The organism is Sulfuricurvum sp. (genome assembly GCF_041651515.1).
In the GTDB taxonomy this organism is placed as follows: domain Bacteria; phylum Campylobacterota; class Campylobacteria; order Campylobacterales; family Sulfurimonadaceae; genus Sulfuricurvum.
In genome coordinates, this window is the sequence record NZ_JBAZJF010000007.1 from 60,764 (window position 1) to 81,390 (window position 20,627).

At 45.6% G+C, this 20,627-nt stretch carries 18 protein-coding genes; 6 read left to right on the top strand and 12 right to left on the bottom strand.

The annotated features are described in order from the left end of the window. Positions 1 to 31 precede the first annotated feature (31 nt). Both WC407_RS12040 and WC407_RS12045 read left to right on the top strand, forming a co-directional pair. A complete protein-coding gene (locus WC407_RS12040) occupies positions 32 to 3,304 on the top strand; it encodes a DUF748 domain-containing protein (RefSeq protein WP_373022909.1) in 3,273 nt (1,090 codons plus the stop codon). Positions 3,305 to 3,396: 92 nt separating this feature from the next. Then, complete coding sequence (locus WC407_RS12045) at positions 3,397 to 4,500, top strand: YeiH family protein (RefSeq protein ID WP_373022910.1); 1,104 nt, start codon at positions 3,397 to 3,399, stop codon at positions 4,498 to 4,500. Between the two features lie 35 nt (positions 4,501 to 4,535). Here the strand turns inward: WC407_RS12045 and WC407_RS12050 are convergent, their stop codons facing one another. The 5 genes from WC407_RS12050 to tig form a co-directional block, all read right to left on the bottom strand. Further along, the gene (locus WC407_RS12050; RefSeq protein WP_373022911.1) at positions 4,536 to 6,044 is read right to left on the bottom strand and encodes a YifB family Mg chelatase-like AAA ATPase; all 1,509 of its coding nucleotides are present in this window, start codon (positions 6,042 to 6,044) and stop codon (positions 4,536 to 4,538) included. A gap of 96 nt (positions 6,045 to 6,140) precedes the next feature. Continuing rightward, the gene (gene def / locus WC407_RS12055; RefSeq protein ID WP_373022912.1) at positions 6,141 to 6,656 is read right to left on the bottom strand and encodes a peptide deformylase; all 516 of its coding nucleotides are present in this window, start codon (positions 6,654 to 6,656) and stop codon (positions 6,141 to 6,143) included. Between the two features lie 13 nt (positions 6,657 to 6,669). Further along, a complete protein-coding gene (locus tag WC407_RS12060) occupies positions 6,670 to 7,716 on the bottom strand; it encodes a diguanylate cyclase (RefSeq protein WP_373022913.1) in 1,047 nt (348 codons plus the stop codon). Between the two features lie 8 nt (positions 7,717 to 7,724). Next, the gene (clpP, locus tag WC407_RS12065) at positions 7,725 to 8,321 is read right to left on the bottom strand and encodes an ATP-dependent Clp endopeptidase proteolytic subunit ClpP (protein WP_373022914.1); all 597 of its coding nucleotides are present in this window, start codon (positions 8,319 to 8,321) and stop codon (positions 7,725 to 7,727) included. A 5-nt stretch (positions 8,322 to 8,326) separates the two neighbouring features. Further along, complete coding sequence (gene tig / locus WC407_RS12070) at positions 8,327 to 9,622, bottom strand: trigger factor (RefSeq protein WP_373022915.1); 1,296 nt, start codon at positions 9,620 to 9,622, stop codon at positions 8,327 to 8,329. 130 nt (positions 9,623 to 9,752) lie between these two features. Here tig and folE point away from each other — a divergent pair, with 130 nt between their 5' ends. The 4 genes from folE to WC407_RS12090 all read left to right on the top strand — a co-directional run bounded on the left by folE (position 9,753) and on the right by WC407_RS12090 (position 13,968). After that, entirely contained in the window at positions 9,753 to 10,337 is a 585-nt protein-coding gene (folE, locus tag WC407_RS12075; protein WP_373022916.1) for a GTP cyclohydrolase I FolE, read from the top strand. Between the two features lie 3 nt (positions 10,338 to 10,340). Then, positions 10,341 to 11,651, top strand: a complete 1,311-nt coding sequence (fliI, locus tag WC407_RS12080; protein ID WP_373022917.1) for a flagellar protein export ATPase FliI — start codon at positions 10,341 to 10,343, stop codon at positions 11,649 to 11,651. 116 nt (positions 11,652 to 11,767) lie between these two features. Beyond that, positions 11,768 to 12,982 carry a NifS family cysteine desulfurase gene (locus WC407_RS12085; protein ID WP_373022918.1) on the top strand — a complete coding sequence of 405 codons (1,215 nt, stop codon included), beginning with the start codon at positions 11,768 to 11,770 and terminating at the stop codon, positions 12,980 to 12,982. 11 nt (positions 12,983 to 12,993) lie between these two features. After that, entirely contained in the window at positions 12,994 to 13,968 is a 975-nt protein-coding gene (locus WC407_RS12090) for an iron-sulfur cluster assembly scaffold protein (protein WP_373022919.1), read from the top strand. 39 nt (positions 13,969 to 14,007) lie between these two features. On the opposite strand, the gene WC407_RS12095 is transcribed toward WC407_RS12090, so the two are convergent. From WC407_RS12095 to WC407_RS12125, 7 genes are read right to left on the bottom strand one after another with little or no spacing between them, the layout of a single operon-like run. Next, positions 14,008 to 15,474: a PhoH family protein gene (locus WC407_RS12095; RefSeq protein ID WP_373022920.1), complete on the bottom strand. Its 1,467-nt coding sequence runs from the start codon at positions 15,472 to 15,474 to the stop codon at positions 14,008 to 14,010. A gap of 45 nt (positions 15,475 to 15,519) precedes the next feature. After that, a complete protein-coding gene (aroC, locus tag WC407_RS12100) occupies positions 15,520 to 16,593 on the bottom strand; it encodes a chorismate synthase (protein ID WP_373022921.1) in 1,074 nt (357 codons plus the stop codon). Further along, positions 16,590 to 17,270, bottom strand: a complete 681-nt coding sequence (rnc, locus tag WC407_RS12105) for a ribonuclease III (RefSeq protein ID WP_373022922.1) — start codon at positions 17,268 to 17,270, stop codon at positions 16,590 to 16,592. The genes aroC and rnc overlap by 4 nt, the downstream gene beginning before the upstream one ends. Then, positions 17,263 to 17,703, bottom strand: a complete 441-nt coding sequence (gene rnhA, locus WC407_RS12110; RefSeq protein ID WP_373022923.1) for a ribonuclease HI — start codon at positions 17,701 to 17,703, stop codon at positions 17,263 to 17,265. The genes rnc and rnhA overlap by 8 nt, the downstream gene beginning before the upstream one ends. Further along, a complete protein-coding gene (locus WC407_RS12115) occupies positions 17,678 to 18,721 on the bottom strand; it encodes a tetratricopeptide repeat protein (RefSeq protein ID WP_373022924.1) in 1,044 nt (347 codons plus the stop codon). Before WC407_RS12115 ends, rnhA begins: the two co-directional genes overlap by 26 nt. A 13-nt stretch (positions 18,722 to 18,734) precedes the next feature. Next, positions 18,735 to 19,196 carry a hypothetical protein gene (locus WC407_RS12120; RefSeq protein ID WP_373022925.1) on the bottom strand — a complete coding sequence of 154 codons (462 nt, stop codon included), beginning with the start codon at positions 19,194 to 19,196 and terminating at the stop codon, positions 18,735 to 18,737. Further along, the gene (locus WC407_RS12125; RefSeq protein WP_373022926.1) at positions 19,197 to 20,621 is read right to left on the bottom strand and encodes an NAD(P)/FAD-dependent oxidoreductase; all 1,425 of its coding nucleotides are present in this window, start codon (positions 20,619 to 20,621) and stop codon (positions 19,197 to 19,199) included. Between the last annotated feature and the right edge of the window lie 6 nt (positions 20,622 to 20,627).

The window sequence follows — 20,627 nt, forward strand, 5'->3', positions numbered from 1 at the left end:
TATGTCGAAATATAGATTTAACTATGATAAAATGAAAATAGATTTTGACAAGGGCATGACAATGAACAAAGGGATAGTTCTCAAATCGTTAGCAGCTGCAACGATACTATACGGTGTAATCGGTTTTTTCGGTGTTCCGTATGCGATCAAACACATCGCTCCTCAAAAAATAGCGGAGGTGACCAAGGGGGGAGACTTCTCGGTCGAATCAGCCTCGTTCAACCCTTTTACGTGGAACCTTTCTCTGAAAAACATGGCGTTTAAGACACCGAAGAAAGGTGATTTAGTCGCGTTAAAACACTTTAGCATCAATATTGATCCCCTCTCGTATATATGGCGCGGCGGGTTGGTTATCGGCAATATCACCCTTGAAGAGCCGAGAATTACCATTCGTCGAGATGCTAAGGGAGATTTTAATTTCAAATGGCTTACCGAGCTCAGTAGTAATGACGAGCCGCAGAAGAACTCAGAGCCTCCGAAGTTGTTAATCAGACACTTTACGCTCCAAGGGGGAAGTCTGGCTTATTTTGATGCCAGTGAGGGGGAAGTGTATACGCTGGATGCCACTCCTATCGGTTTTAATTTGGATAACATCGACTTTCGTCACTTCTCAAATACCAACGGGGCACTGCGATTTTACGCAACCATTAACGATGGCGGCTTTGTAGAGTTGCGGGGTAAAATCGATGCCCTTGCTCCTTTGGTTATCGGCGGAACTGTCGCCTTTAATTCCGGTGAGCTTTATACGCCGTGGAGCTATTTTAAAGAGAAGCTTCCGATCGAAGTAGCCGATGGGACAATAAAGTTCGGTTTTGACTACCGTTTTAACAGTTCGGATATTAACGCTACCGAACTCTCCCACGTAAGTGCAGATGTCAACAGACTCCGTATTATCCCCAAAGGGGAAGAACATAACCTTCTAAACATGGGTGCTTTGCATCTTCAAGGGGGCAAAGTGCTTCCGATGCGTAAAGTGTTTTCAGCCGAATCACTCAAACTCTCTTCCATTGGGTTGAATGCGGAACGATACCAAAACGGAACCATCGACTGGGTGCACTATATCGAGGAGATTCAAAAAGCGTTTCCTGATGATGAGAATGAGACCAAAGTACCGTGGAAAGTAGCATTGGATCGATTGGATTTGGATGGATTGGGTATCACGTGGAACGATAAAGCGCCGCTTGAGCCGTATAAAATGTCTCTTGATAATCTCTCTCTTCATGCAACTGCTATTAACAGTGAAGAGAGTGCCCCTTTGAATGCATCGTTAACGTCCGGGGCATTGAATGTTTTGCGTCAGAAAGACGGAGGGCAAATTGCGGCCTTGGATGGTATAGGAGTGGATGGGATACATGTCGATCGAATCCAGAAGATGGCACGTATTTCGAGCATAACGCTGAAAAACCCTTCAGTCGCTTTGAAACGGTCGAAAGACGGTTCTCTTGATGTATCACGTATCGTTTATACTTCGGCAAAGAAGGAGGATAAGCCCTCTTCTGAAGCACCGTGGAGCTATGTATTGGATTCTACGAGTCTAACGGACGGTAAAGTTCGTTTTGTGGATGAGGTTCCGAATAAAACGGTTGCACTAAATCTTGAACAGCTTAATGTAAATGTCCGTAATTTTGGCAGTGATCCTAAATCAGCGAATCATATTACGGCATCGACCCGTGTAAATTCGAAAAGTACGTTGAGTGTAGACGGTGATTTGGTGCGGGAAAAATTGCACAGCAAGGGACGATTTGAATTGAATGGGTTGGACGTATCGATGTTCAACCCCTATTTAGAGCCCTCCACCTATGCATCCATCCATCGCGGCAGTCTCTCTGTTAGCGGAAATTATGACTATACCCCGTTGAAAACGGCATTGAATGGAAAAGTTGCCCTAAGCGACTGGGTTGTAGACGATTCACGCGATGAGACGGTATTGGCGGGTTGGCAGAGTATTGGGGCAACTCCGTTTACCTATGCCTATCCCGATAATCGGCTTAAGATCAATCAGCTTGCAATTGACGGATTCTATATTAACGCGCTCATTGATGCAAAAAAAGAGCTCAACTTCGCACTTCTCGGTAAGCATGCGGCTTCTGAGGGGAATACAACTCGTTCGTCCTCTAACCCTTTCGGTATTGATATAGTAAAGCTTCTCGTACGCGACAGCAGTGCGACGTTCAGTGATCTCTCGTTGCCGTTGCCGTTTAAAACTTATATTCATGATTTGGAGGGGTCCGTTCTTGGAATATCTACGACCAAGGATGTGACAACGTTTGTTAAATTGCGCGGAGGGGTAGATAAATACGGATTGGCAAAAATCGACGGTCAGCTCAATACCAAAGCACCGAAGCAATATACCGATATAAAAGTCGCTTTTGATAATCTTGAGCTTAAAGAGTACACCCCCTATTCGTTGCAATTTTTGGGGTACAAGATTGCTGATGGGCGGCTCTTTTTAAATTTAGGATACAAAATCAACGGAGGCAAGCTTGACGGTCAGAATAATATTCTGATTAAACAGATTGAGTTGGGCGCGGAAAAAGAGGGGGGCTCACCCTGGCCGATGCGACTTGTTGTAGCACTCCTCGAAGACAGCGATGGGATCATTGATATCGATCTGCCGATACAAGGGGATGTGAACAGCCCTGATTTTAAATACGGCAAAGTTGTCTGGCAGGTGATTACCAATCTCTTTACCAAGGCGGTAACCTCTCCGTTTAGACTGCTCGGTTCTATGATGGGAATTGAGAACGATAAACTCTCAGCGATTGATTTTGAGAGCGGTTCGGCGGTATTGCTCCCTCCTGAGAAAGAGAAGCTCGATCAAGTCGCGGCAATGCTCGCCAAACGCCCGAAGCTTTCACTGGAAGTGTACGGTGCGAGTGATACGGTGAGCGATGCACATGCACTGAAAGCTGAAAAACTCGTCCTTGCCGCTATGAAGAGGGATAAAACATCGAAAATTGATTCGGTTCAAGCGGTTAGTTTGGATATACTCGAATCAATGGCCAAAGAGTCATTGGATAGAGGGGAGATAAAAGCGCTTAAAACAAAGCTTCAAGAGGAACACAAGGAAGAGAGTGCCTTTGTCCGTTATTACAGCGCGGAGCTGGTTGAGCGGCTTATAGCGGTTCAAAGTATCACAGCAGAGGAGATACAAGCTCTTTCAACTCGCAGAGCTGAACAGATTTATCAGTATTTGTTGAAAAATCCCGGCTTGGAAAAAAGGGTTGTCGTGAAACCGAATGAATCGGCTAAAACAACAGCAGATGGGGATATTCCGATACGTTTAAACATAGTGGTTTTGTAAGAATTGAGGATTAATTTTGCCTCGGAAGAGCCCTGTTGACCAAAATAACCTATAATTGCCCTTTTAGTTTGTAAACCATAGGGGGCACATTTATGCCATTTTCACCTCAAAAGCGAGCAGGAACCATTAACGGGATCCTTTTTGTTGCTATATTCGCAGCAGCAGCAACCATGATTGCCGGGCTTGGCGTTATTAAAAATTTAGGTATCTCACCACTGGTTGTGGGGATTGTACTGGGTATTTTTTATGCTAACACGTTGCATAACAAATTTCCATCGGCCTGGGAGAGCGGTATTGTTTTCTCCGGGAAAAAGATTTTGCGTTTCGCAATTGTTTTCTACGGATTCCGAATTACGTTTCAGCAGATTGAACAAGTGGGAATAGAGGGATTTATGGTCTCTTTGATCATGCTTTCTACGACATTTATTCTTGGAACCTTTTTAGCGCAAAAATTCTTTAAACTTGACCGTGATACCTCTATGTTGACCGCTGCAGGTGCATCGGTGTGCGGTGCGGCAGCTGTTTTGGCAACTGAACCTGTTTTAAAAAGCGAAGAATATAAGGCGGCAATTGCTGTTTCGATGGTCGTTCTTTTCGGAACTATTTCGATGTTTCTTTATCCTGTATTGTACGCTGCAATTATTGAACCGGCAACCGGATTTCTACACATGGCTCCAAGTACATTTGGGATGTATGTAGGGGGGACAATACATGAAGTGGCACAAGTGGTTGCGGTTCCGGCATCGATTCCTGGGGCAAGTGCCGATATGGCCAATACTGCCGTCATCGTTAAAATGACACGGGTTATTATGATCGCCCCAATGTTGATTGTTTTGGGAATTTATCTCTCCTACGCGGCAAAGAAAAGCGGGACAACCGGAGGGGGCGTTAAACTGGTTATCCCATGGTTTGCCGTCTACTTTATCGGTATGGCCGGAGTTAATTCTCTTTTGCTCAATTACACCGATGCTCATGCAACGGACGCGATTGCAACGACTATTCAATCACTCATCAGCAATATTAATATCATTGATACCTTCTTGCTTACGATGGCAATGACAGCTCTTGGTATGGGGACACGCTTTGCCAAATTCAAAGGACTTGGATTAGCCCCTATTTATGCGGCTGGTTCGATGTTTATTTGGTTGGTAGTAGGGGGATTCGTCATTACACAATGGGTTGTGGCGACATTCTAATACTTTTTGAGGGCGCAAATTGCGACCTCAAAATTTTATCTCTTCCGATAGCTCAATGCTTCCAGCAGATGAGCTTTTCTTATCTCCTTCTCCCCTTCGATATCCGCAATAGTACGTGCTACCTTTAAGAGTCTTCCCACGGCGCGGAAAGAGAGGTTGAATCGCCCAATGGCTTGGTCGATCATCTTTTGCCCCTCTTCATCTACCGCACAGTATTTTTGTATTTCTGCATCACCCAACGATCCGTTGAGACTCATCTGCCCACGCTCTTTTTGTCGAATAAAGGCCTGCCGTACTTTGGCATGGAGCTCTTTTGAGCTTAGGCTTGGACGATCTTCAGCACTGATAGGGTGCATTTGTATGTAGAGATCGATACGATCCAAAAAAGGGTCAGAAAGGCGTGACTTATAGCGGTTTACTTCGACATCTGAACAGCGACAGGGGACGGTAGCACTAAACAGATTTCCGCATGGGCAGGGATTCATTGCCGCTACAAATAAAAAATCGGCTTCATATGTCACTTTTGCATTCACACGCGATATACGGATATGACGGTCTTCAAGCGGTTCTCGAAGTGATTCTAATACGGTTTTAGAAAAGTGGGGGAGTTCATCAAAAAATAAAATCCCTCCATGCGCTAACCCCACTTCTCCTATTTGGGCTTTGTGTGTTCCTCCTCCGAAAATACTGGCTCCGGTACTGGAGTGATGCGGAGAGCGGAAAGGCCGTAACGGGGTAAAAGAGGGCTCTTTCCCTTCTAAAATTTCGAGTTTAGCGCACTCCAGCATCTCATTATTATTCAGCGGTGGTAGAATATGACGCAGCCGTTTGGCAATCATCGATTTTCCTGATCCGGGAGAGCCTTCCAGCAGCAGATTGTGCATCCCTGCGGCCGCTATGAGAGCCGCACGTTTGGCATGTTCTTGCCCTTTGATATCGTTGAAATCGAGAGGGTATTCTTCATGGTAATAGTATACTTTATCCTTATGGCTTTCGATAGGAAAGGAAAAAGTTGATGCACTTAACGAGGGGGATGGCAATTCGGTACTTTGGAGGAGGTTTAACGTCTCAGTGAGATTACGTACACCGTAAAAAGCAATTCCCGGAATTTTGGAAAGTTTTTCGAGACTGACAAAAGGGACAATCGCTTTGCTAATTAAGCCTTGATTCGCCAGCGAGAGGAGGATTGGGTAGAGGAGGATATTTTCGGTAACGTCACCTCCTAGCCCAAGCTCCCCAAAAACGTACCATTCGCTTACATCGCATTCATCATTTCCCAGTGCGATAAGTGTCGCAATGGCGAGATCAAAATGAGAGCCCTCTTTTTTGAGATCGCTTGGAGCGAGATTGACGGTGAGCCGTTTAGGCGGAAATGTGAACGCATTAGACAAAAGAGCTGATTTGACCCGCTCTTTTGACTCGGTGATAGCGGTATTTGCCATTCCAACGATGCTAAACGCAGGGAGCCCTTTGGTTGCTGAAAATTGAACCTCTACCGCTTTGGCATCGATCCCTTCAAATGTGGCACAGAGTAGCTGTTTCATAATTACCAACCATATTATTTAACAATTATTGTATCAAATTATCAAGAAGAAGAAAATAATATGGCAGATTGAAATATTTTAGGAGAAGAGAAAGGGCTATTTTTTCTCTTTGAGGGCTTTTTTGTACTCTTTTTCAAATTTCTTGCGGCGGCTATACGAGAGCTTTTCGATAAAAAGCTTTCCCTCAAGATGATCGATTTCATGCTGGATAGCAATACTTAGAAGCTCTTTGGCCTCAAGGGTACATCGTTCTCCGTAACGGTTCTGATAGCGTAAGGTGAGTGTTTCATAGCGCTCTACGTCCTCATAAAAGCCGGGGACGCTTAGACACCCCTCTTGATATAATACCGATCCGTCCGTATTGACGATGACAGGGTTGATAATTTCAAGCAAATTGTCTCTGTGCTGGTTTCCCTCTTCGTCCGGGATACAAAGAAGCAAGGCTCGTATAGGATTGGCGACTTGAATGGCAGCAAGCCCTATCCCATTGCAGGTAATCATTGTATCGTACATGTCATCGAGGAATCGATGCAGTGTATTATCGAACGCAGTAACCTCTTTGGAAATATTTTTTAGCTGTTTATCGGGGTAAGTAATAATCGTGAGAGTCATAGAGAACCTAATATCAGCCGTTACAGACGGCGTAGTGAATCTTTGAATCGGAATGGGCGCTTTCCATAGCGTCGAGGGTTCCCACAAGGGTTTCCTCTACGGATTTATCGGGATCAATTTCCGTTACTCCAATGGCAATACGAAGCTGAATCTCTTGTTCTGCCAAAAAGAAGTTGCTGGATGCTACCAATTCATACAGACGATCGGAAGCCCGTTTGGCGCTTTCTATATCGGTATGTTTGAGTACCATCGCGAAAACTCCGTCACCATAATGAGCGACAATATCACTCCGGCGGGAAGTTTTCAACAAGAGGCGTGCAATCGTTCGAATCATCAACTGATGTGCTTTTTCACTTTGGATACTTTGCGCAGTACTTTTAGAGAGTTCGACGGTAATCAAGGAGCTTTTATGTTTAAACTCGGTGATTAAATGGCGCTCTTGCTCCAGCTTGGTGATTAAGTAGCGTTTATTATAGACTCCGTACTGGTTATCAAAGATCGTCTCTTGTTCTACTTGTTTGACGATATTTGCCGTCTCATCGTAGATGGTCTTCATATGGGTAACTTGTTTTTTGAGAATACCGCTGAGTTTACTGACGTCTCCGCTTAAAGACGAGAGCAGTTCGCTGGCACCTTCAAGAGAGGGGACTTCTTTAAGCTCATCTTTACGCTTATCGAGGATTTTCTCCATAAGTGACATGTTTTTATACAAGGTTGCACTGAGCTGTAAAATACTTTTGACGGAAGAGAACCCTTGTTTGAGTGTTTTCTCAAACTCAATACTTTTTTCGTCTTCATTATCTTCTTCGAGTTCCAATATAGAACCGATTTGACGCCGTAAGCTTTCACTTTTCTCTTCGAGCTTACGGTCAAAATAGACGGCAAAATTATTGGGGGTAGGGGGAAGATTATTGGAAATCAGGGCACCCAGTACCTCTTTGGCAAAAACTTCTAAATCGCTGGTGGGATCATTGAGTGCGCCTGCACTAATGACTACACCATCCTCCATTCCGGAGGAGCCTAGTCGTTGTGTGCGCTTGAGGTCACTGAGGCTTGCCACATGAATCCTTATTTCTCTTCTTTTTCTTTTTGTAAAAGAACTTCATCAATAATACCATATTCTACCGCTTCTGCGGCTGACATGAAATTATCGCGATCGGTATCTTTTTCCAATTTTTTGACAGTTTGTCCGCAGTTTTTGGCCAAAATTTCATTGAGTTCCGCTTTCATACGCAAAATCTCTTTGGCTTGGATCTCGATGTCAGTTGCCTGTCCTTGTGCACCGCCGAGAGGCTGATGAATCATGATACGGGCATGCGGGAGGGCGTAACGTTTTCCTTTGGCACCCGAACTGAGCAAAAAGGCTCCCATGGATGCCGCTTGACCGATACAGATGGTACAGACATCGGGACGGATATAGTTCATCGTATCATAAATCGCCATCCCCGAAGTGATGACACCACCCGGAGAGTTAATGTAGAAATAGATATCTTTTTGAGGATCTTCCGCTTCCAAAAAAAGCATCTGCGCTACGATCGAGGAAGATACCGGATCATTTACTTCGCCGCTAAGCATGATGATACGATCTTTCAGTAGACGAGAATAAATATCATATGAGCGCTCGCCGCGCCCCGTCTTTTCAATGACGTAAGGGATGTAGCTCATCGTAATTACTTGATTTTATCGTTAAGCAATTTGCTGAGTACGCGATCTTCAATCATCGCCATTTGAATCGCAGGAAGGTATCCTGACTCTTGGTAATGTTTGTAAACCGCAGCAGGATCTTGACCCATTTGCATCGCTTCGTAATAAATGGTTTGCATCAACTCTTGTTCGTTAACGATAACGTTTTCAGCACGAGCAAGCGCATCTACGATAAAGGTTGCTTTAACGGCACGGCACGCATCGTCACGGAAGGTTTCACGTAGCGCTTTTACTTTTTCAGCATCACCGCGAAGTTCTTCGAGCTCCGCTTCGCTCATATCACGCGCTTTTTTATTGAGAGCCATATCCATCTCTTGTTCAACGATGAATTCAGGAAGATCAATTGTGAATGCCCCTACGAATGTTTCCATCAAATCCGGTTTGAGGGTGTCATTGTAAAGGGTACTCATTGCTTCGCTTTGGAGCTGCTCTTTTACTTTTTCTTTGAGCATATCGACGCTTGCGTCTTCAAAACCGGGGAGCATTTTTTTCGCAAGCTCTTCGTCCACAACTACCGCTTCTTTGGCTTGGATAGCTTGAACTTTTACTTTGAATTGTGCCGGTTTCCCTGCCAATTTAGCTCCGCCGTAGTTTTCTGGGAACGTTACATCAATCGTTTTTTCTTCGTCTTTTTTCATTCCGATCATTTGATCTTCAAAGCCCGGGATAAACTGACCGCTTCCGAGACGTAATGAGAATCCTTCCGCTTTACCGCCTTCGAACGGTTCTCCGTCTACGAACCCTTCGAAGTCCATAAGAACCGTGTCACCGCTTACGAGGGGACGATCTTCTTCCACGTTTATCAATGGCGCTTGTGCGGAAGCAAGCTCTTCGATACGTGCCATAACCGTTGCATCATCGATGTCCGGTTTTGCAACATCCGGAACCATAGCGGCGTAATCGCCCAATTCGATAGCCGGGCGGATAGCAATGGATACTTCGACATCGATACCGTTATCATTTTTTTCAAATTTGGTGATATTTGGTTCACCGATAAGCATGTCGCTTGCGATCTCCATAACTTTAAGCCCTTCGTTGAGAAGGTCACGTAATACTTGTGCTTCTGCATCTTGTACCAAACGCTCACCGTATTGTTTTTTTACGGCACTGACAGGAACTTTCCCTTTACGGAAGCCGGCAATTTTTGCCTCTTTGCTAAGTTGATTGGCAATTTTTTCGACGTTGGCATCAATAGTTTGACGTGTGATAGCCGCGTTGATTTTGGCATTTGCCGAGTCGATTTTGTTGGTAGTAATCTGCATTAAATTCCCTTATGGCGTTATCTCATGATGAGTAAATGGTGGCAATAATATCTTAAAAGGGTTAATAGATGGCTGAATAAAAGCTAGAACGTGTTAGAGTAATAGTAATATTTTACACGGATGAGCAACTATGGGATTAGATAACAACGAACAGTTTATACATGCGGTCAAAACGATGATAACTCACGTCGGCGAAGATGTGAATCGTGAGGGATTGCTTAAAACCCCTGAGCGTGTTTTGAAAGCGTATGAATTTATCTATGGTGGTTACAATGAAGACCCTCAAGCTATTTTAAATTCGGCGATGTTTGAGACGAGCAATGATGAGATGGTATTGATCAAAGACATAGAGTTTTATTCGACGTGTGAGCACCATCTTCTCCCGATTATCGGCCGTGCACATGTAGCATATATACCCGATGGCAAAGTGGTCGGGCTCTCTAAAATCCCGCGAGTTGTCGATGTGTTCGCCCGTAGAATGCAGATTCAAGAACAGCTTACCGAACAGATTGCCGACGCTCTTATGGAAGCGATCAGCCCAAAAGGGGTAGCGGTCGTGATACAGGCGCGTCATATGTGTATGGAGATGCGCGGAGTTGAGAAGATTAGTTCTACGACCACTTCGAGCGCACTGCGCGGATTGTTCAAGCGCGATGAGAAGACCCGGATGGAATTTTTCAGCCTCATCAACTCCTCCAGCGGTAACCGATACTAGCCTATGCCACTTAAAGCATTGCGCAGCCGTTTAGGGGTCGAGAAACTTACCACCGTATTCGGTACCGTTACCAAAATTAGCCCGACCGTTATTGTGGCGGAGGGGCTGCATGTAAGTATCGGTGATACGGTTGTCATCATCTCCGATATCGACGGTGCCGAAGCGTTAGGGATGGTGAGCGAGGTAGAGCGCAACCGATTTTTTATTACCCCTTTTCGATTTGTTGAGGGTTTTCGTGCCGGAGATAAGGTATATCCCAATCAGACGGGGATGGCTATCGGCGTAGGTGAGGGGCTTCTTGGGCGGGTTGTTGACCCGTTTATGACCCCTATCGACGGCAAAGGGCCTATTGTTTTCGATCACATAGAATCGATTATTAAAGCTCCTATTGCCGCGATGAAGCGGGGAATGATCGACGAGGTGTTTAGTGTCGGGGTGCGAACCATCGACGGACTTCTTACCTGTGGCAAGGGGCAGAAACTCGGTATTTTTGCCGGAAGTGGTGTGGGAAAATCGACCTTGATGGGGATGATCGTCCGTGGAGCGGACGCCCCGATCAAAGTGGTTGCCCTCATCGGAGAACGGGGACGCGAAGTACCCGAATTTATCGAAAAAAGCCTTGGAGGAAATCTTGAAAATACGGTTTTGGTCGTCGCAACGAGTGATGATTCGCCGCTGATGCGCAAATACGGGGCATTCAGTGCAATGAGTGTTGCGGAATATTTTAAAGCCAAGGGGCAAGATGTCCTTTTTATGATGGATTCGGTGACCCGTTTCGCCATGGCACAGCGTGAAATTGGTCTGGCATTGGGTGAACCTCCAACCTCAAAAGGGTACCCCCCTTCTTCGTTGACCCTTTTGCCCCAATTGATGGAGCGTGCCGGCAAAGAAGAAGGAAACGGTTCTATCACCGCTTTTTTCACCGTTTTGGTGGAGGGGGACGATATGTCTGATCCGATAGCCGATCAGTCTCGGTCGATTTTGGACGGGCATATTGTCCTTTCACGCGAACTGACCGATTTTGGAATCTATCCCCCTATTAATATCCTCAATTCTGCTTCACGGGTAATAAACGATATTATTTCTCCCGAACATTTGAGTGCGGTACGCCGTTTTCGACGTCTGTATACGTTACTCAAAGAGAATGAGATGTTGATACGGATTGGTGCGTATGTACGAGGGAGCGATAAAGAGTTGGATGAGGCAATCTCGAAAAAAGAGAAGATGGACGCCTTTCTTTCTCAGGAAGCAATGGTTGCTAGCGGTTACCAAGAGACGGTTGATCAGCTGATTGAATTGATGTTGAATTCTTAAATAATACTAAATATAAAAAACCCTTAAGGTCTCTATAACATCGGTTGCTCTATTATCCCAAAAGTTAAACAAGATATTTTTTGTCTTTTATTAAAATCCACATTTTGGAGAGTCTTATGCAAGTCTATTTGGACAACAATGCCACAACAATGGTTGATCCAGCCGTTGTTGACGCCATGACTCCGTTTTTCAGTGAAATATACGGAAATCCCAATTCGCTTCACCGATTCGGCACGGCGTCGCATCCTGCGATTACAAAAGCGATCAATCAGATGTACAAAGGGATCAATGCAAGTGATAAAGATGATATCATCTTTACCTCATGTGCGACGGAATCCAATAACTGGGTGCTTAAATCGGTATGGGTTGATAAGATCCTAAACGGCGATAAAAACCATATTGTAACCACCGAAATCGAGCATCCATCGGTTCTTTCAACGTGCAAATTTCTCGAAGAGCAAGGGGTAAAAGTAACCTATCTTCCGGTTAATGATCAGGGAATTGTTGAAGCGCATACCCTTCGCAGCTTCATTACCGAAAAAACGGCGCTGGTATCGGTCATGTGGGCAAACAATGAAACCGGAATGATTTTTCCGATTAAAGAGATCGGGCAGATTTGTAAAGAAAAAGGGGTCCTTTTTCATACCGACGGCGTTCAAGCGGTCGGAAAGATACCGGTCGACATGCAAGAGGTTCATGTCGATTTTATGTCGATGTCCGCCCATAAATTTCACGGTCCTAAAGGGATCGGAGCCCTTTATATTCGCAATTCGGAAGCACTGACCCCTTTGCTTCACGGAGGAGAACATATGGGAGGTCGCCGATCCGGCACTCTCAATGTCCCTTACATTGTTGGAATGGGTAAAGCAATTGAACTTGCTACGGAAAATATCGAAACGAAAATGGCCTCCATCCGTGCTAAACGCGATCGCCTTGAAGATGCTCTCCTTGCAGGATTAAGTGATGTTATGGTTGTTGGTAACCGTGATAATCGTACCCCTAATACCATCCTTATTTCGATTCGTGGAGTTGAGGGAGAGGGGATGTTATGGGATCTCAATAATGCTCTTATCGGAGCATCTACCGGATCAGCATGTGCATCGGAAGATTTGGAAGCCAACACGGTTATGCTCGCTATCGGGGCGGATAATGAACTCGCACATACGGGGATTCGTTTGAGTTTGAGCCGTTTTACGACCGATGAAGAGATTGACTACGTGATTGAGCGATTTGAATCCGCTGTCAAACGGTTACGGGCCATCTCAAGTTCGTATGCAATCGTACAACCCACTGCAGGCGGTGAAGCAACCGCGTGCGGAATACATCACTAAAGGATACCACTATGGCAAAAAATGATTTATTAGGCGGATCTCTTTGGGATCAGTACTCAAATAAAGTAACCACCCTTATGAACAACCCGAATAATCAAGGGGAGATCACCCAAGAGGAGTGTGATGCGGCAGGGCATAAGCTGATCGTTGCCGATTTCGGTGCGGAGAGTTGCGGTGATGCGGTCCGTTTGTATTGGGAAGTCGATCCTGCATCAGACACTATTGTGAAATCGAAATTTAAAAGTTTCGGTTGCGGTACGGCGATTGCCAGTTCGGATATGATGGCGGAGTTATGTATCGGTAAAACGGTACAGCAAGCGGTTAAAATAACCAATATTGATGTAGAGATGTCTTTGCGTGATACTCCGGATGTTCCGGCTGTTCCGCCTCAGAAAATGCACTGTTCGGTTATGGCGTACGATGTTATCAAAAAAGCGGCCGGACTCTACCTTGGTGTCGATGAATCGAGTTTTGAAGATGAGATTATTGTGTGTGAATGTGCCCGTGTAAGTCTCGGAACGCTTCGCGAAGTGATCAAAATCAATGACCTTAAAACGGTAGAACAGATTACCGATTACACGAAAGCCGGCGGTTTTTGTAAATCGTGTATCAAACCGGGCGGTCATGAAGCGCGTGAATATTATTTGGTCGATATTTTGGCCGATGTGCGTCGTGAGATGGATGAAGAGAAAATGCGCGGTGCGGCAGATGCCGGAGTACACGGTGATTTTGAAACGATGACGCTGGTACAAAAGATCAAAGCGATCGATGCTGTTATTGATGAGAGTATCCGTCAATTTTTGATTATGGACGGCGGTAATATGGAGATTATCGATATTAAAGACTCTCCGGAGTATATCGATGTCTATATCCGCTATTTGGGTGCCTGTAACGGATGTGCAAGTTCAAGTACCGGAACACTCTACGCTATCGAAGCAACACTCAAAGAGAAACTTTCTCAAAAAATCCGCGTCTTGCCAATTTAATACGTTCTTCTTATTCCCGCTTTTGCGGGAACTTCTTGTTTAAAAATTTTTATCAAACCAATCGGCTACTTCACTTCGGATGGTATGGCGTAATTGCATTCCGGCAACAAAATCATTGTGCTGCGCTTTGTTCAGTAGACTGACGAGCGCATTGCGCCGTTTGGAGAGGAACGGGTGGTCAATTTGACCCGGATCTCCCATGACGACAAGGCGGGTTTCATCCCCCATACGGGTTCCGATAAGTTTGAGGGTTGCGTTGGTCATATTTTGGGCTTCGTCGATTATGACGAATTTACGAGAGATCGTTGTCCCTCGCAAATGGGCAATATCCATTGTTTCGATATTGTATTTTTTCATAAACACTTCCGTCGCATTTTCCCGTTTGACCGAGTTGGTATTCCCCGTGTATTCGACCCGAGCATCGATGGAGCGTTTACTTTGGTGTTCGATGGTAAAGTTGACCGCCGAATAGAGAGGGTACATAAAAAAACTGAGCTTTTGCTCCTCATCCCCTTTACGAAATCCGAGTTCCGCCTGCTGATCGTTGGAAGTAACGGTGTTTCGGGCATAAACAATCCCCTCGACGATCCCTTCTTCGACAAGCTCTAATCCTGCTTGAAGGGCGACAAGGGTTTTTCCCGATCCGGTGGAACCGGCAACGACGGTGACATAATTTTGAGGATGAGTCATCATTGCATAATAGAATTTTTGTTCAAGATTGAGAGGGCGGACGAGCTCCTCGCTGAAATGTTCTCCGAAACGGCGGTCAAAATCACACCATTCGAGCTGTTGGTTAAAGGTGAAGGCATAACGCTGAACCCCCGTCTCATACATTTCAGAGGTAGTGCTTAGGGCTTGTTGCACGAAGGTAATTTGTTCGAAATTATGGTGTTCTCCCTCCGCCGGCAGTACAGGGGTCTCTTCATACGTATAGGTATGGGAAAAATCAATTTCTTCCGGGGCTTCTACACTGCTGTTCCGAATGCTTTGGGTCCGTATACCGCGAATCTCTGCGGCAATCCGAAAGGACATATCGTTACTCAGGAGGGTGAGGTCATAATCATCGGCGATCTCACCGATTTTGGCATCATTAATCCCCTTGGGCTCGGAGAAGTTGTGAGAAACGCGGTAATTTTCGCGGTGAACGATAAACAGATCGATAAGATTCGCTTCTCCACCATGGAGCGAGCGGTCAAAATTGAGCGCTAATCGATAGTAGCGATCATTTTTGCACTCTTCTACATCAACATGCTTACGGACGCATTCAGGGAGCTCTATAAAGCTGATCGGTTCTCCCCATGCGGCATCTGCAAGGCGAAAAAATTCCCGTGCCTGAAACCCCGCTTCGGAGCGCATATCGTCTTTTTTGCTGTTAAGTTCAGCCAGAACAATATTCGTGATGACAACGCCGTTTTGGTTTTCATCACTGATTCGTAAAATATTGGTAGGATCATCAAGAATAACGGAAGTATCGAGGAGGTAGCAGTTTTGAATGGTACTTGTCACAAAGAACCCTTTTTGTAGGAATTCTTTATGGTAGCAAAAGAATTCTTAAGCGTAGTAGTTGCGAATACCATCCATCGTACGTCCCATATTCAGGAGCAGCATATCGGCGATAACAAGCGCTGCCATCGATTCTACAACGACAGAACCGCGCACAGCTACGCAGGGGTCATGCCGCCCTTTGAGGGAGACATGGACACTATCATTGTGCTTATCCACGCTCTCTTGTTCAATGAAAATGGAGGGAGTCGGTTTAAAATGGACACGAAGAGTAACATCATCTCCGTTGCTCATACCGCCCAAAATTCCACCCGCATGATTGGTTTTAAAGCCATTTGGAGTAATCGGATCGTTATTTTGGGAAGCGAGTAATTCTGTACTGTGAATCCCTTCGCCGATTTCCACTGCTTTGACGGCATTGATCCCCATCATTGCTTCGGCTAAGATGGCATCTAGTTTGTAATACAACCCCTCACCCAAACCGATGGGGAGGCCCGAAATTCTGAGGGTAGCGACGCCTCCGACTGAGTCGTGAGCGTTTTTAGCCTCCAAAATAGCTGCTTTTTGAGCCTCTTCGACATTTTTATCAAGGGCGTAAATAGGACTTTTCGAAGGGTAAGAAAAATCGAAGGTTTGTGCTTCTATACCGTGGATGGCGCTGATACCGCTTTCGAAGCTAATGCCAAGAGGTTTCAGCATCAGTTTTGCTATGGCTCCTCCGGCTACCCGCGCTGCCGTTTCACGTGCGCTAGAGCGTCCGCCGCCGCGATAATCGCGCAGACCGAATTTGTGAAAATAGGTAAAATCGGCATGTCCCGGACGGAAAATATCTTTGACATTGGAGTAATCGCCGCTCTTTTGATCGGTATTATAGATCACGAGTGTAATAGGCGTTCCGGTGCTGATTCCTTCGAAAACACCGCTGAGGATTTCGACTTTGTCATCCTCTTTACGTGCGGTTGCAAACTCGTTCTGCCCCGGTTTACGACGGTTTAATTCACTTTGGATAAAGGCTTCGTCAATTTCAAGTCCGGCAGGGACACCGTCAAGGACACAGCCGATCGCTTTTCCGTGTGATTCGCCGAAAGTGGTAATACTAAAGCGTTCTCCGAAGCGGTTCATTTGAGCTCCTTAGAGAGCAGTTCCAGGGCGATTTGTGCCGCTTCTTGCTGTGCTTGTTTTTTACTTTTTCCGCACGCGGAAGCATAGCGCTTTCCATCGATTATGACGGCTACCTCGAACTCTTTTTTATGGTCGGGTCCGTGTGCTGCAATGAGATGGTACTCCGGAGTCGTTCCGTAATGGGCTTGGGTTAACTCTTGCAAAGAGGTTTTATAATCTTTAAAGAGTGAATCGAGCGAAATCTCATCGTGAACAATTTCCAATAGCTCAATGGTAATATTTTGGACGGTAGCCAATCCGGATTCGAGGTAAATGGCTCCCATCAGTGCTTCAAACGCATTGGAGAGAAGCGAACTTTTGGTTCGGCCGCTGTTATTCTCTTCGGCGTTGGAGAGATAAATATATTGACCCAATTTAAGATGATTTGCCAGCGCGGTAAATCCCCCCTCATTAACGAGAGATGCCCGCATTTTCGAGAGTTTCCCCTCATCGAAATCGCGAAATTTGGTATAGAGATATTCGCCAACGATCAAATCTAAAACCGCATCGCCTAAAAATTCAAGTCGCTCATTATTGTAGGGCTGTTTGTAGCTTTTATGCGTCAGCGCTTCAATAAGGAGCTCTTTTTTTTGAAAGTAGTACCCCAACTGTGCTTGCAGGGTTTGTAAATCATCCATTGTTTGATAATCCTTGTTTAAATTTTTCCGCCTCTTCTTTGGCGATTACATCACACCGCTCATTCTCGGGATGACCGTCATGTCCGCGCACCCACTCTCCTCGTATACGGTGAGGGGCGGAGACTTCCAGATACATATGCCACAAATCGGGATTCTTGACTTTGGCAAAATTCCGTTTAACCCACCCCTCTAGCCATTCGTTTATCCCTCGAATCACATAACTTGAATCGGAGATAACGGTAACGTCACAGGGCTCTTTGAGGGCACGTAGCCCTTCAATGACCCCTAAGAGTTCCATACGGTTGTTGGTGGTATGTTTCTCTCCGCCGCTTACAATTTTTTCCACTTCACCGTAGCGTAAAATGGCCCCGTATCCGCCGGGTCCCGGGTTACCCAGAGCAGAACCGTCACTGAAAAGAGTTATTGTCTTCAAAACGCTCCTTTGTAAGGCTCATAGTCGGTGTAAGCGAATCAATTGCATGGCAATGCGGGCAACGGTGAAAGGTGAAAATCGAGAGCTGTTTACACTCATCACAGACGTATTCGAATTGCAAAGAGGCTTTGCTTCCACCGCATTGACGCAGTGTTATGAGCGTATCGAGTTCAAATATAGAGCTCCCCTGTGCAAGTGAGAGAGAGCCTTTTGCACTAAAGAGTTCACGCAGATAACCGTTGGATGCAATTATATCCAAATCGAGCTTTCCCTCATCCAGTCGCCATAGAATATCGCTTAAGCGGTGCGCTAGCGATTGGTCGAAATGTTCCCATGCTAAGCGGGGGCGGTAGGTAAAGAGATATTCAAACACCATATATCCCAATTGTCCGTAACGGTGATAGATATCAAGAAGTTTTGCCGCTTTTTCATCAGCGCCCATTGAAGGGTTGCATAAGAGGGCGCGGCATTCGAGATAGAGTTTTTCATTAATGGCATCCGGAGAGATCTCGAGCAGCGAGTCCATCACTTCGAGAGCTTTATCGTATTGTTGAAGCTGCTCATAGATAAGGACGAGATTATGCAGTGCAGCCGGAGTACGGGGGTTATTTTGGAGAATTTGCATAAAGATAAGGCGGGAACGTTCTAAAAATCCCGCTTTAAAATAGGTTTTTCCCAATAATAAAAGTGCCTCTTTTTGAAAAATCTTGTCTCGATTTTTAGAAAGGAGGGCATGATAAATTTCGACGCTTTTTTCGGTATTTCCCTGATGCTCGAAACATTGTGCCAGCATAAGCCACGATTCGCTTGAAAGAGAATTGGTTTGTACCTGCTCGCTTATTTTGGCTTCATCTTGCAAAGACTCGAATTTTCCTAAAAAAGATTCCAAATCTCGGTGCGCCCGTGCGGCTTTGTAGCGCCCCCACCAATAACTCAAGAATGAGAGGATAAAGAGGAGAATAAAAAAGACAATAACCCCGAAAAGAGGATCGCGAAACTCAATAAAAAAGGTATTCATAACCGTATTATAGCTATTGCACGGTTATTTCGCGAATAACGTGCGATTGAGGTTCAATACTATAGATAATTGTCGGTTTATCTTTGTAGTGGCATTGATTGCGGTCGCAATAAACTCTTTCACTGAGGGAAAGGATATCATTGATTCCCACTCCTGCAGGATCTTTAAGCAGTGGCGAGCGGACAATGATTTGGGCGATTTTTGTTTTGCCAGAGTCGGATACGATCAGCGCAATCGGTTCATCATAGCGGGTAAGCTGCAAAATATCCTGGGGTTGATCCGGAGTGACCGAAGAGAGCTTTTTAATCTCAAAACCGGGGAGCTTCCCCGATAATAAGGGGATATCAAAAGTCCCTTTTAAATGGATAGTACCTATCCCCTCAGGGGTAATAGTGAGAGGATATGGGAGGTGTGTCGGGGAATCATGGCACCCCCAAAAGAGCAAAGATAAAAGTATCCACCCGCTAAGCCGCACTTACATCAAACCGTTTAGCATGAGATAGCGGTACATCGGTTGAAGCATGTATAAATCGAATGCCCACCATACCCAGCGCGGTTTTGCCGGATCAAGAGGGAAAGAGGGGGCAAGTCCGTCGTAATTGAATTCAGCCATTATAATTTCACCGTAGCTCACTTTGAGCGGACATACCGTGTAGCCGTCAAATTTTTCGGTCGGTTTTTTTCCTTCCATAACAGAGACGAGATTTTTAACCATAATCGGACCGTGGTGACGGGCACTGCCGCCGGTTTTCCCCATTGGGATACCGCAAATATCACCAATACCGAAAACATTTGGATAACGTCGGTGTTGCAGGCTTTCGCGATCAACTTCCAGCCACCCCTGTGCCGTCCCTTTTTGCCATCCGAGCTGTGATGCGGCAACGGCATCAGCCGCACTCATAGGGGGCACAATGTGAATGAAGTCGTATTCCATGACCACTTCATCCTCTTTTTCGATCATTTCATACTCTTCGAGAATTTTGTCGTACTCCCCTTTAACTTCGTACTTATGTTTAAAGGTGGCCAGTTTCTTCTCCGCATCAATTCGGATCAAGTCGTGTCCGAATTTATTGGTGATGTTGTTGTAGCTTTTTTGAACTTTGAAGAGGGCATCATTGATTTCAGGAAGAGCGAAAAGCTTTTCTCCCGAACTTGCAAAGGTAAAATCTGCCGTGAGTTTATCGCGGCGGAGGAAATCATCGCTGAGATAGAGGATTTTTTGCGGAGCCCCTCCGCATTTGATCGGAGTGGAGGGTTGGGTACAAATAACACGCGGTTTGGAAGTTTTAGCGGCTTCGTGAATTGCTTTAAACCATTCGTGCGTCATGGTTGCACCCTCAGCCGTCCCTGCTGCAAAGTTACTCAAATAAACGCTTGAAATGCCATGTTGACCGATCAACTCCTCACTAAGCCCTTCGATCTGATCGTAGTGACACGATACACCCGCCGCGACGACAAGGTAATCGTACGCAATATCTTTGCCCCCTTTGGTTTTCAGGGTATTGTGTTCCGGATCGAAGGTAGCGACTTCATCTTTGATCCATGTGACATCATCCCCGATGTAGCCGGTATTATCGAAAATAATATCTTCCGGAGCGTATTCGCCTGCGGCAACGAAGATTTGGCCGGGCTGATAAATGTGTTTTTCATTGGGGGCAATAATGGTAATTTGAGGCTCTTTGAGAGCGCGGCGGAGTCGGGCAAGTGCCATTAAAGCTCCTGAACCCCCTCCGACAATAACAATATGACCTTTTGCACTCGATGCAGATGCTTCTGCGGATGCGGGTGCAGAACTGCTCGCGAGCATAGATGCAGCGAGCGGTGAGAGGGTCATGTATTTGAGCGCGTCACGGCGCGACATCGGTATGTGGAACTTATCTTCTGGGAGTTGCGGCTTCATTGGGTT

Bases quoted from the DNA above. Each gene is read 5' to 3' on its own strand.
- WC407_RS12085 (WP_373022918.1), top strand. From the start codon at position 11,768: ATGCAAGTCTATTTGGACAACAATGCCACAACAATGGTTGATCCAGCC.
- folE (WP_373022916.1), top strand. From the start codon at position 9,753: ATGGGATTAGATAACAACGAACAGTTTATACATGCGGTCAAAACGATG.
- WC407_RS12115 (WP_373022924.1), bottom strand. From the start codon at position 18,721: ATGAATACCTTTTTTATTGAGTTTCGCGATCCTCTTTTCGGGGTTATT.
- WC407_RS12040 (WP_373022909.1), top strand. From the start codon at position 32: ATGAAAATAGATTTTGACAAGGGCATGACAATGAACAAAGGGATAGTT.
- WC407_RS12090 (WP_373022919.1), top strand. From the start codon at position 12,994: ATGGCAAAAAATGATTTATTAGGCGGATCTCTTTGGGATCAGTACTCA.
- WC407_RS12125 (WP_373022926.1), bottom strand. From the start codon at position 20,621: ATGAAGCCGCAACTCCCAGAAGATAAGTTCCACATACCGATGTCGCGC.
- WC407_RS12050 (WP_373022911.1), bottom strand. From the start codon at position 6,044: ATGAAACAGCTACTCTGTGCCACATTTGAAGGGATCGATGCCAAAGCG.
- clpP (WP_373022914.1), bottom strand. From the start codon at position 8,321: ATGAGCTACATCCCTTACGTCATTGAAAAGACGGGGCGCGGCGAGCGC.
- def (WP_373022912.1), bottom strand. From the start codon at position 6,656: ATGACTCTCACGATTATTACTTACCCCGATAAACAGCTAAAAAATATT.
- fliI (WP_373022917.1), top strand. From the start codon at position 10,341: ATGCCACTTAAAGCATTGCGCAGCCGTTTAGGGGTCGAGAAACTTACC.
- rnc (WP_373022922.1), bottom strand. From the start codon at position 17,270: ATGGATGATTTACAAACCCTGCAAGCACAGTTGGGGTACTACTTTCAA.
- tig (WP_373022915.1), bottom strand. From the start codon at position 9,622: ATGCAGATTACTACCAACAAAATCGACTCGGCAAATGCCAAAATCAAC.
- aroC (WP_373022921.1), bottom strand. From the start codon at position 16,593: ATGAACCGCTTCGGAGAACGCTTTAGTATTACCACTTTCGGCGAATCA.
- WC407_RS12045 (WP_373022910.1), top strand. From the start codon at position 3,397: ATGCCATTTTCACCTCAAAAGCGAGCAGGAACCATTAACGGGATCCTT.